This window comes from Aequorivita sinensis, assembly GCF_006346335.1.
Taxonomy (GTDB): Bacteria; Bacteroidota; Bacteroidia; order Flavobacteriales; family Flavobacteriaceae; genus Aequorivita; species Aequorivita sinensis.
This window is the reverse complement of sequence record NZ_VDMC01000001.1, coordinates 374,166-385,935: the sequence shown is the minus strand read 5'-3', so window position 1 is coordinate 385,935 and position 11,770 is coordinate 374,166. Positions and strand designations below refer to the sequence as shown.

At 35.6% G+C, this 11,770-nt stretch carries 13 protein-coding genes; 7 read left to right on the top strand and 6 right to left on the bottom strand.

Annotated elements, in window-relative coordinates; genetic code table 11:
• Positions 1 to 121: 121 nt before the first annotated feature.
• Both rplU and rpmA read left to right on the top strand, forming a co-directional pair.
• Positions 122 to 787, top strand: a complete 666-nt coding sequence (rplU, locus tag FHP04_RS01770) for a 50S ribosomal protein L21 (RefSeq protein WP_139854118.1) — start codon at positions 122 to 124, stop codon at positions 785 to 787.
• A gap of 35 nt (positions 788 to 822) precedes the next feature.
• On the top strand, positions 823 to 1,086 hold the full coding sequence (rpmA, locus tag FHP04_RS01765) for a 50S ribosomal protein L27 (RefSeq protein ID WP_139854117.1): 264 nt from the start codon (positions 823 to 825) through the stop codon (positions 1,084 to 1,086).
• 55 nt (positions 1,087 to 1,141) lie between these two features.
• On the opposite strand, the gene FHP04_RS01760 is transcribed toward rpmA, so the two are convergent.
• From FHP04_RS01760 to FHP04_RS01740, 5 genes are all read right to left on the bottom strand, one after another.
• Positions 1,142 to 1,774 carry a transglutaminase domain-containing protein gene (locus tag FHP04_RS01760; protein WP_158319103.1) on the bottom strand — a complete coding sequence of 211 codons (633 nt, stop codon included), beginning with the start codon at positions 1,772 to 1,774 and terminating at the stop codon, positions 1,142 to 1,144.
• Positions 1,775 to 1,952: 178 nt separating this feature from the next.
• Positions 1,953 to 2,699 carry a succinate dehydrogenase/fumarate reductase iron-sulfur subunit gene (locus FHP04_RS01755; protein WP_139854115.1) on the bottom strand — a complete coding sequence of 249 codons (747 nt, stop codon included), beginning with the start codon at positions 2,697 to 2,699 and terminating at the stop codon, positions 1,953 to 1,955.
• A 3-nt stretch (positions 2,700 to 2,702) separates the two neighbouring features.
• The gene (locus tag FHP04_RS01750; RefSeq protein ID WP_139854114.1) at positions 2,703 to 4,706 is read right to left on the bottom strand and encodes a fumarate reductase/succinate dehydrogenase flavoprotein subunit; all 2,004 of its coding nucleotides are present in this window, start codon (positions 4,704 to 4,706) and stop codon (positions 2,703 to 2,705) included.
• Between the two features lie 20 nt (positions 4,707 to 4,726).
• Complete coding sequence (locus FHP04_RS01745; RefSeq protein ID WP_139854113.1) at positions 4,727 to 5,383, bottom strand: succinate dehydrogenase cytochrome b subunit; 657 nt, start codon at positions 5,381 to 5,383, stop codon at positions 4,727 to 4,729.
• A 190-nt stretch (positions 5,384 to 5,573) separates the two neighbouring features.
• Positions 5,574 to 6,749 carry a dicarboxylate/amino acid:cation symporter gene (locus FHP04_RS01740; RefSeq protein WP_139854112.1) on the bottom strand — a complete coding sequence of 392 codons (1,176 nt, stop codon included), beginning with the start codon at positions 6,747 to 6,749 and terminating at the stop codon, positions 5,574 to 5,576.
• Positions 6,750 to 6,897: 148 nt separating this feature from the next.
• Between FHP04_RS01740 and FHP04_RS01735 the strand changes: the two genes are divergently transcribed.
• The 4 genes from FHP04_RS01735 (at position 6,898) to FHP04_RS01720 (ending at position 10,153) form a co-directional block, all read left to right on the top strand.
• On the top strand, positions 6,898 to 7,395 hold the full coding sequence (locus FHP04_RS01735) for a GreA/GreB family elongation factor (RefSeq protein WP_139854111.1): 498 nt from the start codon (positions 6,898 to 6,900) through the stop codon (positions 7,393 to 7,395).
• Positions 7,396 to 7,589: 194 nt separating this feature from the next.
• A complete protein-coding gene (locus FHP04_RS01730) occupies positions 7,590 to 8,882 on the top strand; it encodes an aminopeptidase P family protein (protein ID WP_139854110.1) in 1,293 nt (430 codons plus the stop codon).
• A 109-nt stretch (positions 8,883 to 8,991) separates the two neighbouring features.
• Positions 8,992 to 9,306 (top strand): DUF3784 domain-containing protein, encoded by a 315-nt coding sequence (locus FHP04_RS01725; RefSeq protein WP_139854109.1) that lies wholly within the window; start codon positions 8,992 to 8,994, stop codon positions 9,304 to 9,306.
• Positions 9,307 to 9,376: 70 nt separating this feature from the next.
• A complete protein-coding gene (locus FHP04_RS01720; RefSeq protein WP_139854108.1) occupies positions 9,377 to 10,153 on the top strand; it encodes an alpha/beta fold hydrolase in 777 nt (258 codons plus the stop codon).
• A 5-nt stretch (positions 10,154 to 10,158) separates the two neighbouring features.
• Here the strand turns inward: FHP04_RS01720 and thiL are convergent, their stop codons facing one another.
• The gene (thiL, locus tag FHP04_RS01715; protein WP_139854107.1) at positions 10,159 to 11,214 is read right to left on the bottom strand and encodes a thiamine-phosphate kinase; all 1,056 of its coding nucleotides are present in this window, start codon (positions 11,212 to 11,214) and stop codon (positions 10,159 to 10,161) included.
• A 189-nt stretch (positions 11,215 to 11,403) separates the two neighbouring features.
• Between thiL and FHP04_RS01710 the strand changes: the two genes are divergently transcribed.
• Entirely contained in the window at positions 11,404 to 11,733 is a 330-nt protein-coding gene (locus FHP04_RS01710; protein ID WP_139854106.1) for a HesB/IscA family protein, read from the top strand.
• The last annotated feature ends 37 nt before the right edge of the window (positions 11,734 to 11,770 follow it).

Below are 11,770 nucleotides of genomic sequence, written 5' to 3'. Positions count from 1 at the left end.
TCAATTCCTTTTTTAAAATTATATTTGCAGCCCCCTACGCAGAATTTGTTTTGCTTCGGTGGCTAAAGCTTCCGCAAACGATAGGGAAAACTAAGTTTAACTAATTTATAAACGATTCGCTATGTACGCAATTGTAGAGATAGCAGGGCAGCAAGTAAAAGTTGCGAAAGACCAAAAGGTTTTTGTTAATCGTTTACCAGTAGAAGAAGGAAAATCAGTGTCTTTTGACAATGTACTTCTTATTGGTGACGGCGACAATATTACCATAGGCGCCCCGGCTATAAACGGCGCTCAAATAGGAGCAAAAGTCGTAAAGCACCTTAAAGGTGACAAAGTTATAGTTTTCAAAAAGAAACGCCGTAAAGGTTACCGTGTTAAAAACGGACACCGTCAGGCACTTTCTGAAATTGTAATTGAAAGCATTGTAGCTTCAGGAGCTACACCTGCTAAAAAGGAAGAAGCAAAAAAAGCTGCTCCAAAATCAGAAACTAAAGCACCTGCTAAAAAAGCTGCTCCTAAAAAAGCCGCTAAAGCAGACGATCTTAAAAAGATTGAAGGTGTTGGACCAAAAGCTGCAGAGGCTATGGTTGCTGCTGGATTGGATACCTTTGCTAAAGTTGCAAAGGCAAAACCAGAAGCTATCGCAACTATTCTTTCTGAAGCAAGTTCAAATTTAGCACATTTAGTTACAGACACTTGGCCAAAACAAGCTAAATTAGCTGCTGATGGTAAGTGGGATGAGCTAAAAGAATTGCAAGACAGATTAGATGGTGGGATTGAAAAATAATCTTACTGAAGTATAATATTTAAAACCGAAACAAAATGGCTCACAAAAAAGGAGTTGGTAGTTCTAAGAACGGTAGAGAATCAGAATCGAAACGTTTAGGCGTTAAGATTTTTGGAGGACAGGCTGCTGTTGCTGGAAATATCATTGTAAGACAAAGAGGTAATACGCATCACCCAGGTGAAAACGTATACGGTGGTAAAGACCATACCCTTCACGCAAAAGTGGATGGTACTGTGAAATTTACCAAGAAGAAAGATAACAAGAGCTACGTTTCAATCGTTCCAAACGCTGAGGCATAGTAATATATCTTGTTTAAGATAAAAAAACCTTCACAGAAATGTGAAGGTTTTTTTATTAATGAGAATTTATGTTTTTAAATTCTGAAAAGGATATTGGTTCTTTTAATAATGTATACTTAGGATTTTCAGGATAATGAGAGTATATAAAATCTTCAGGTCTTGTTAAGTACCAAAAGTTATCTGGAGACCCGCCATTGCCATGACTTACCGCCCACGTTAAATCAATTAAATGCCATTTGCCATTTAATTTTACTACATTCCAAGTGTGATGAGGAGTTTTGGTTTGTTTAAAACGGCCAGTGTAATCCTTAGTGTATCCGTGAACTTCTTTAGCTTCTATGCCAAGGTCTGAGCACAAAGATTTAAATAATAGTGCAAACCCTCCACACAAAGCCATTTTGCGTTCTAAAGCGTTCTTAACAACGTTTTCTTCTGAAGTATATATTCTGTTCTGTAGACTCTTACTTCGCATTAATTCATTATCGTATGAAATGTTTTTTGTAATCCAATTATAAATCTCTAATACCTTTTCGGAATCTGATATCGTATTTTTTGTAATTGAATATGCTAATTGCTTTGTAGAAAACTTGGAATCTTTCTTATTTGAGGTAGTTTTTACTTCTTTTTTCCAGACACGAGGACCAATTTGGCTAAAAGTAGTTTGGCTACAACAAATAAAAAAAATCATTAAATAATATATTCTAATCATAAAGAGCTTAGTTCTTATACTTTGAAAACGAATATAAGTGTAAATTATTTAAAATGAATATGTTAAATATTTTTTAGCTTTTCCCTGTAGATTTTAAGCACAAAAAAAACCTCTGCAATTATTGCAGAGGTTTTAGTTATATAAGGTATAATTTACTTTATCCTTTTAAGCTTGCGCTTAGGTATTCGCGGTTCATTCTTGCAATGTTTTCTAATGAAATACCTTTTGGGCATTCAATTTCACAAGCACCTGTATTTGTACAGTTACCAAATCCTTCTTTATCCATTTGAGCAACCATGTTTAATACACGCTCAGTTGCTTCAACTTTCCCTTGAGGAAGCAGTGCAAATTGGCTTACTTTAGCTGCAGTGAATAACATTGCACTAGCGTTTTTACAAGCTGCAACACATGCACCACAACCAATACAAGTTGCTGCGTTGAAAGAATCGTCTGCATCCTGCTTATTTACAGGAATAGCGTTAGCATCGATAGTGTTACCTGAAGTGTTTACAGAAACGTAACCACCTGCTTGCTGAATTCTTTCAAATGATGTTCTATCTACAACTAAATCCTTAATTACAGGGAATGCTTTTGCGCGGAATGGTTCGATAACAATTGTATCACCATCATTAAACATACGCATGTGTAACTGGCAAGTTGTAACCAATCTATCTGGTCCATGAGGTTCTCCGTTAATTTGTAACGAACAAGCACCGCATATTCCTTCACGACAGTCGTGATCGAAAACTACAGGCTCTTCACCTTTATTAATTAATTCTTCATTTAGAACGTCGAGCATCTCTAAGAAAGACATGTCACCTTCTATTCCGTCAATAGGATATGTTTTTAATTCTCCTTTTGCTTTGCTATTTTTCTGTCTCCAGATTTTTAAAGTAAGTTTCATAGTCTATTTGTATGATCTCGATTTAACTTCAATATTTTCGTACTTCAATTCTTCTTTGTGAAGTACTTCTGTTGCTGGATCTCCAGTGTATTCCCAAGCGGCAACGTACATAAAGTTTTCGTCGTCACGTAGTGCCTCTCCTTCTTCAGTTTGATATTCTTCACGGAAGTGTCCTCCACAAGATTCATTTCTGTGTAAGGCGTCTTTCGCAAACAATTCTCCTAATTCAAGGAAATCTGCAACACGCATCGCTTTTTCAAGCTCTGCATTCATTTCATTCAATTCTCCAGGAACTTTTACTTCTTTCCAGAATTCTTCGCGTAAAGCTCTAATTTCGGTCATTGCAGACGCTAAATCTTTCGCATTACGAGCCATTCCACATTTGTTCCACATAATGTGTCCAAGCTTCTTGTGGAAATAATCTACAGAATGAGATCCTTTATTGTTTATCAGCTTTTCTAATTGCTCGCGAACCTTGTTTTCGGCCTCGTCGAATTCTTGAGAATCTGTTGGAATTGGTCCAGTTTTAATGTCCTTTGATAGATAATCACCAATTGTATATGGCAATACGAAATAACCATCTGCTAATCCTTGCATTAATGCCGATGCACCTAAGCGGTTTGCACCGTGATCACTAAAGTTAGCCTCTCCAGTTACATAGCAACCAGGAATTGTAGACTGTAGGTTGTAATCAACCCAAATTCCACCCATAGTATAGTGTACTGCTGGGTATATCATCATTGGGCTTTCGTATGGGTTTTCATCAACGATTTTCTCGTACATCTGGAAAAGGTTTCCGTATTTGTTCTCGATAACCTCTTTCCCAAGTTTTGTAATTTCTTCTTTAGATGGATTGTGGTTTCCGTGCATTGCTGCTTGCTCTTTTCCGTAACGTTCAATAGCACTAGCAAAGTCTAGGAATACAGCTTGACCTGTTTTATTTACACCAAATCCAGCGTCGCAACGTTCTTTAGCTGCTCTAGAAGCTACGTCACGAGGCACTAAGTTACCAAAAGAAGGGTACCTTCTTTCTAAGTAGTAATCACGTTCGTCTTCCGAAAGATCTTTAGCTTTTTTCTTTCCTTCACGGATAGCGATAGCGTCTTCTTTTTTCTTAGGAACCCAAATTCTACCATCGTTTCTTAATGATTCAGACATCAAAGTAAGTTTACTTTGGTGGTCTCCAGAAACTGGAATACATGTTGGGTGAATTTGTGTATAGCAAGGGTTTGCGAAGTAAGCACCTCTTTTATGGATTTTCCAAGCTGCTGTTGCGTTACTTCCCATTGCGTTTGTCGATAAGAAGAATGCATTTCCGTATCCACCAGATGCGATTACTACTGCGTGAGCTGAATGTCTTTCAATTTCACCAGTAATTAAATCGCGAGCGATGATACCTCTTGCTTTTCCGTCTACGATAACTAAATCTAGCATTTCGTGGCGGTTGTAAGGAGTGATTTTCCCTCTATTTATTTGGCGATTCATTGCTGAATATGCACCAAGTAATAATTGTTGTCCTGTTTGTCCTTTAGCGTAAAAGGTACGTGAAACTAAAACACCACCGAAAGAACGGTTGTCTAGCATACCTCCGTACTCACGAGCAAAAGGAACACCTTGTGCTACGCATTGGTCGATGATGTTTGCTGATACTTCCGCAAGGCGATAAACGTTTCCTTCACGAGAGCGGTAATCGCCACCTTTTACAGTATCGTAAAATAAACGGTAGTTAGAGTCACCATCACCTTGATAGTTTTTTGCTGCGTTAATACCTCCTTGAGCTGCAATTGAGTGCGCACGTCTAGGAGAATCTTGGTAGCAAAATGTTTTTACGTTATAGCCTAATTCGGCTAGGGTTGCTGCGGCACTACCACCAGCAAGACCTGTTCCAACTACAATAATATCTATATTACGTTTGTTGGCAGGGTTAACGAGATTTACGTCGTTTTTATGTTTTGTCCACTTATCTGCTAAGGGTCCTTTTGGGATTTTTGAATCTAATACTGACATAGCGTTTAATTTCGTGGTGATTATTGATTAAGGTGTAAATAAATCGCAATGAAAATAAATCCTAAAGGGATAAATATTGCGTAAAACTTCGTGAAACCTTGTAAGGCTTTAGAATACTTGTTATTCCAACCCATACTTTGGAAAGACGAAGAAAATCCATGCCAAAGGTGAAGTGCTAACAATACAAATGAAAGACTGTATAATCCTGTGCGAACAGGGCTTTCAAATTTTTGAAGCAACTCGGTATAATAACGAGTTTCATCTACTGGGTGGCTTTCAACATACTTATGTACGATTTCTGGAAACCAGAAATCGTAGAAGTGAAGACCTAAAAACGCTAAGATTACAGCACCGCTAATAATCATATTTCGCGAAGCCCAAGAAGAGTTTTTGTTTCCTTTATAAGATTTGTAGCTAATTTGTCGTGCACTGCGGTTTCTAATTTCAAGGATAATACCCATTACAAAATGGAAAATAACTCCAATAATTAAAATAGGTTGTGCGATAAACTGAACTACAAAATTATGCCCCATAAAATGAGACAAGCTGTTAAAGGTTTCAGGGTCTAAGACCGATGTAAAATTAATAATAAAGTGTTGCGCCAAAAAAATGACGAGGAACAAGCCCGAAAGAGCCATCGCTACTTTTCGTGCAATTGAAGAGGTTAGTATTGCCATTATTGTTTAATTTCTAGAATAGTGCCACAAAAATACACTTCAAACAGCATGTTGCCAAACATTCTTTGTTGTTTGAAACCTATTTAGAATTGGTTTAAATATCTAATTGTTATTTAAAATCTAAAGTTTGATTATTTATTTCAAAGGAAAACATCTAAAAATCCCATTGTTATACTGTTTTTTTATAGAATTAAGCAACAGTTTTATCTTTCGTGATTTTATCAACTACTAGCGAAATAGCGCCATCGCCAGTAACATTGCAAGCAGTTCCAAAACTATCCATTGCGATATATAGAGCTATCATAAGACCAATCATTTCTTCATTAAAGCCTAGCATAGATTGTAAAATTCCTACCGCAGCCATAATTGCACCTCCTGGAACACCAGGTGCTGCAATCATTGCGATTCCTAATACAAATATAAATCCAGCAAAAAGCGTAAAGCTAAAAGGTATTCCTTGTAAAATCATTAATGCCATAGCACAGGCGGTTATTTTCATAATACTACCAGATAAATGTATGGTAGCACATAGCGGTATAACAAAACCTGCAATTTTTTCAGAAACACCATTTTTCTTTGTTTGTTCTAATGTTACAGGAATTGTTGCTGCAGAAGATTGTGTGCCTAATGCCGTGAAATATGCCGGCATCATAGTAGCTAATAATTTAATTGGATTTTTTTTAACAAGTACACCAGCGATAGTGTATTGAAGCAATAATAATAAAATGTGTAATGCGAAAATCACGCCTATTATGCTTATGAAGACCGAAAGAATTGAAAACACCTTTCCATTAAAAGACATGCTAACAAATATTCCTAAGATAAAAAGTGGAAGTAAAGGCACAATTACATTTTCAATCAATTGCATTATGATTTTCTGAAAATCTTTAACCACAAGCTTTAAACTAGATTTCTCTTGAAAAGATAATCCCAAACCAACGACAAAGGCCAAAACTAATGCCGACATAACATCTAATATAGGAGGAATGTTAATACTAAAGTACGGGGTTAGTTCTTTGCCAGAATCTACAATTTGACCTGCATCATTAACGTGTGATTCTAAAAGAAAAGGGAAAATATTGGATGCGGAAAAATACGTCATAAACCCCGAAAACAGGGTAGATCCGTAGGCGATCAAAGCAGTAATTAACAATAATTTTCCCGCGCCTCTTCCCAAATCAGAAATGGCTGGCATTATTAGTCCCATAATAATTAGAGGAATGGAAAAGCTTAAAAACTGTCCAAAAAAGGCATTGAAAGTGGTGAAAATTCGGTTAACAGATTCAGGTAAGATTTGCCCGAATACAATACCTAATACTATGGCTATAAAAACTTTAAATAGTAAGTTTGTGTAGATGTGCTTCATTAGTAAATGCTGTTTAAGTGCTTTTCTGATTCTTTACAGATAAAAAGAAAGGTGTAAATATACAGCCATTGTAGAGATTGCTTATGCTATTACATTTATTATGTATTTTATTAGTTGCATGAATTTTTAAAAAATTAAATAAATAATTATGAGTAGAGGTTTTGTAAAAGAAGATGATCAAGAGGAAATCCCTATTGTGCCACCAAGAGCAGATTTACCTGAGGGCGTAACAAATTACGTTACTCAAATTGGAATGGATGAACTCTTGGAAGAAAAGCAATCGTTAATTGATGAAAAGGAGAACCTTGAAGTTACAAACGAAAGTGACAGACGAATTGCAGTCAATCACATTAATGCAAAACTTCAACTTCTGCTGAATAGGATAAATACTGCAAAAATTATAGATATCGATCAGCAACCGAAGGATGAAGTGAGATTTGGTGCGCGGTTAACCTTATCAATTGGCAACAACCCAAAGCTGCAGCATTACCAAATAGTCGGAGTGGATGAAGCGAATATTGCCAAAGGAAAAATTTCATTTATTTCCCCGCTTGCAAAAGCGCTTATAAGTAAGAAAGTTGGCGAAAAAGCAGTTTTAAAAATAGGGAATGAAGAGCGTTTTTTTGAGATTGTAGATATTGCCTAATGGGTTAAGATTAGTATAGTTTTAACCTAACTTCTTAAGTAATTAAGCTTATAATATTTAATTTTGGCTTTCAATATAAATTACTTTTTGCTTTGCAATTACACTTTTATTTCACCGGCTAATTTAACTAAGGTTAAAGTTTTTTAAGTTGGTGTAGAAAAAATTCTCAGCAATTATTCTAAAATATAAATTCAATGAAATACGATCAAATTCCAAGTGAACTTTTTGTAAAAAACCGTAAAAACTTTATGGCTCAAATGAAGCCGAAAAGTGTAGCGGTTTTTAACAGTAACGATACATATCCTATTAGTGCAGATAGTACAATGCCATTTCAACAGGCGCGTGATTTGTTTTATTTATCTGGTGCTGATCAAGAAGAGACAATATTAGTTCTTTTTCCAGATGCTCCCTATGAAGAGCATCGCGAAATGCTTTTTGTTCGTGAAACAAACGAACATATTGCTGTGTGGGAAGGCGAAAAGTTAACCAAAGAAAAAGCATACGAGGTTTCAGGGATTAAATATGTTCACTGGCTAAAAGACTTCGATAAAATCTTTTTTGAAGTTATGACTCAAGCAGAGCGAATTTACTTCAATACTAACGAACACTACAGACAAAGTGTAGAAACTGAAACTCGTGAGGATAGATTTATAAAAGCTACAAAAGCTAAATATCCTGCGCATAGTTGGGAGCGTAGCAACCCGATTTTACAGAGCCTGCGTTCAGTTAAGGATCAAATAGAATTAGATATTCTTCAGAAGGCTTGTGATATCACTGAAAAAGGATTTAGAAGAGTTTTAGATTTTGTAAAACCAGGTGTTTGGGAATATGAAATTGAAGCAGAATATATGCATGAATTCTTAAGAAATCGTTCTCGTGGTTTTGCTTACACGCCTATTATTGCAAGTGGAAACAATGCAAATGTTCTTCACTATATCGAAAATAATCAACAATGTAAAGCTGGGGATTTGATACTGATGGACGTTGGTGCCGAATACGCTAATTATTCCAGCGATATGAGTCGTACTATTCCTGTAAGCGGAAGGTTTACAAAACGTCAACGTGAAGTGTACGATGCAGTAAATCGCGTGAAGGATAATGCAACAAAAATGTTGGTACCTGGAAATTATTGGAAGGAGTATCACAAAGAAGTAGGGGAGTTAATGACTAAAGAACTACTTGACTTGAAACTTCTAGATAAGGCTGATGTTAAAAACCAAGATCCAAACTGGCCTGCTTATAAAAAATACTTTATGCACGGTACAAGTCACCACATTGGTTTAGACACACACGATTACGGTGTGCTTTGGGAAAAAATGACAGAAAACATGGTGTTTACTGTAGAACCTGGAATTTATATTCCAGAAGAAGGCTTCGGGATCAGACTTGAAGACGATGTGGTTATTCAAAAATCAGGTGAACCTTATAACTTAATGCGTAATATCCCAATTGAAGCAGAAGAGATTGAGGATTTAATGAATAAATAGGGCAAAGAAATAGGATTTTTAAACCCCAAGACCTGACAGGTTTCTCAAGCCTGTCAGGTTTTTTGTATACGTTGTCTTGTATTTTTTATAATTTTTTATCTTTGGGTTTATGGATTTACCATTGATAATTATTGGCGTATTTCTTATTGTACTCGGGATAGTGGTAAAACATTTCAAGCTTTACTTTCTTATCGCTGGATATAATACCATGACCAAGGCAGAAAAGGAAGAGGTTAATATTGAAAAAGTAGCTTCATTATTAAGATTTGTCTTCGGCGTTATAGGATTGGCATTTATTATTTTAGGGATGGTGGTTTCTAAACTAGAAAATCCTGAAATAGCAAACTATGTCTTTTTTACGGTGATAATTGGAACAGTTGTCTTCTTCATAGTTAAATCTAATTCTTCTGCATATAAAAAATAATATTTACTATAGGACCTTTAAAGTGTTCCTCTTTTTTTTAACGGGCTCTTTATAGGTTTATTTTCACACTATGATTTTAAAAAATAACAACACAGAAATACATTACAACACCTTTGGAAGTGGTCCCGCAATTGTTCTATTGCACGGGTTTCTGGAGAGTTCAACAATGTGGAAAAACCTTATTCCACAATTGTCGAAACAAAACACCGTAATAACACTAGATTTTCCTGGTCACGGGAACAGTGAAGTTATTTCAGACATCCATTCTATGGAGTTAATGGCTGAAGTAGTTGATGAAATTCTAAAAACTTTAAAAATAACTTCAGCGACATTCATCGGTCATTCAATGGGAGGATATATCGCATTAGCCTATGTTGAAAAATTTTCTTCAAAAGTTGAAAAATTAGTACTTTTAAATTCATCACCTGCTCCAGATTCCGAAGAAAGAAAAATTAACCGAAATCGTGCTTTAAAGGTAATTGAGCAAAATGCTTATGCTTTTATAAGTATGGCAATTAGCAATTTATTTTCTGAAACTACACGCGATAAAATTGCTTCAGATATAGAAGAATTGAAAAATGAAGCACAGTCATTTCCGCTTGACGGAATAAAAGCTGCAATAAAAGGTATGCGCGACCGTAACGACCGAAGCGATGTGTTGAAAAACTTCAGCAAAGAAAAGTATATGATTCTTTCAAAAGAAGACTCGTTGCTGCCTGTTGATGAAAATATAGCTTTAGCTAAAAGTTGTGATGCTCTATCCATCATAATTGAAGGAGGGCATATGAGTACTGTTGAAAACTTGGATGAGGTTTTAGATGCTCTAAAAAATATATTGAATATTTAATTCAACTATTCCGAATCTTTCATTGGGTTCCAACCACGTGCAATTAGCGGTATTTTAGTTCCTGCTCGGCTTATAAGATGAGTACCTTCATTTTCATGAGTCATATGTCCTATTACCGTAAGGTGTGGATTGGCTTTTATTTTTGGGTAATCCTCGGTGCTAATTGTAAAAAGCAATTCGTAATCTTCGCCTCCACTTAAAGCTATGGTGGTACTATCTAAGTTGAATTCTTCACAAGTTGTAATTACTTGAGGGTCTAATGGAATTTTATCTTCAAATAAATTACACCCTACTTTTGAATGTTTGCAAATGTGGATTATTTCTGATGATAAGCCATCGCTAATGTCAATCATAGCAGTTGGTTTCACACCTAATTCTTTTAATAAATTAGGAATATCCTTTCTAGCTTCAGGCTTTAATTGGCGTTCCACTAAATATGTATAAGGTTCTAAGTCTGGTTGACTATTTGGGTTTACTTTGAAAACCTCTTTCTCACGTTCCAAAACTTGTAATCCTAGGTAAGCAGCACCTAAATCACCCGTTACAACAAGTAGGTCGTTTTCTTTGGCTCCACTTCTATAAACAGCTTCTCCCTTTTTTACAGTGCCTAAGGCTGTAACGCTAATTAATAACCCTGTTGTTGAAGAAGTAGTGTCACCACCCACTACATCTACATTATATATTTTAGCTGCAGCAGTAATACCTGCATAAAGCTCTTCTAACGCTTCAATAGGAAATCGATTTGAAACTGCAATGCTTACAGTAATTTGGGTAGGCTCTGCATTCATTGCGTACACGTCGGATAGGTTAACAATTACCGACTTGTATCCTAAGTGTTTTATAGGAACATAACTTAAATCGAAATGAACACCTTCTAAAAGTAAATCTGTAGTAACAACTATTTCGTTTTTAGAATTACAAGAAATCACAGCGGCATCATCACCAATTCCTTTTACAGTCGATTTTTGTTTTATTTTGAAGTTTTTTGTTAGATGATCTATTAGACCAAATTCGCCTAAACTTGCAATACTTGTGGTGGAATTATCTTTATTCTCAAACATTCTTCTAAGTTTATTACAGATTTTGGCAAAAGTACGCTTTTCCTATACATTATCGAAAAATGCAAGTAATAATCACGCCTATTACACTATAGGCTGAAGCTATAATGCAATAGTTTTAAATTCCCACTTCGCTATGGTTAAAAGTTCTAATTGATGTATATTTGCGTCTAATTTAGAATTATTCTATATATGATTAAGGTAAGTGATAATGCAAAAAACAAAATTGCACAGTTAATGGCCGAGGATGGCTTTGATATTGCGAAGGATTTTGTGCGTGTTGGAGTTAAAAGTGGCGGATGCTCCGGGCTTAGCTATGAGTTGAAATTTGATCATAATCTAGGTGAAAATGATAAGCTTTTTGAAGAAGCTGATGTAAAAATTGCAGTGGACAAAAAAAGTTTTTTATACCTAGTAGGAACCACACTCGAATATAGTGGTGGGCTTAATGGAAAAGGTTTTGTTTTCCAAAATCCAAATGCGAATCGCACTTGTGGATGTGGAGAATCTTTTTCGTTATAAATAAGTTGAAGTTTACTTATAGAAAAGTAAATTAAAT

What these genes read in the sequence shown, in the direction of transcription:
- rplU (WP_139854118.1), top strand. Translation starts at nt 122, where the DNA reads ATGTACGCAATTGTAGAGATAGCAGGGCAGCAAGTAAAAGTTGCGAAA.
- rpmA (WP_139854117.1), top strand. Translation starts at nt 823, where the DNA reads ATGGCTCACAAAAAAGGAGTTGGTAGTTCTAAGAACGGTAGAGAATCA.
- FHP04_RS01760 (WP_158319103.1), bottom strand. Translation starts at nt 1,774, where the DNA reads ATGATTTTTTTTATTTGTTGTAGCCAAACTACTTTTAGCCAAATTGGT.
- FHP04_RS01755 (WP_139854115.1), bottom strand. Translation starts at nt 2,699, where the DNA reads ATGAAACTTACTTTAAAAATCTGGAGACAGAAAAATAGCAAAGCAAAA.
- FHP04_RS01750 (WP_139854114.1), bottom strand. Translation starts at nt 4,706, where the DNA reads ATGTCAGTATTAGATTCAAAAATCCCAAAAGGACCCTTAGCAGATAAG.
- FHP04_RS01745 (WP_139854113.1), bottom strand. Translation starts at nt 5,383, where the DNA reads ATGGCAATACTAACCTCTTCAATTGCACGAAAAGTAGCGATGGCTCTT.
- FHP04_RS01740 (WP_139854112.1), bottom strand. Translation starts at nt 6,749, where the DNA reads ATGAAGCACATCTACACAAACTTACTATTTAAAGTTTTTATAGCCATA.
- FHP04_RS01735 (WP_139854111.1), top strand. Translation starts at nt 6,898, where the DNA reads ATGAGTAGAGGTTTTGTAAAAGAAGATGATCAAGAGGAAATCCCTATT.
- FHP04_RS01730 (WP_139854110.1), top strand. Translation starts at nt 7,590, where the DNA reads ATGAAATACGATCAAATTCCAAGTGAACTTTTTGTAAAAAACCGTAAA.
- FHP04_RS01725 (WP_139854109.1), top strand. Translation starts at nt 8,992, where the DNA reads ATGGATTTACCATTGATAATTATTGGCGTATTTCTTATTGTACTCGGG.
- FHP04_RS01720 (WP_139854108.1), top strand. Translation starts at nt 9,377, where the DNA reads ATGATTTTAAAAAATAACAACACAGAAATACATTACAACACCTTTGGA.
- thiL (WP_139854107.1), bottom strand. Translation starts at nt 11,214, where the DNA reads ATGTTTGAGAATAAAGATAATTCCACCACAAGTATTGCAAGTTTAGGC.
- FHP04_RS01710 (WP_139854106.1), top strand. Translation starts at nt 11,404, where the DNA reads ATGATTAAGGTAAGTGATAATGCAAAAAACAAAATTGCACAGTTAATG.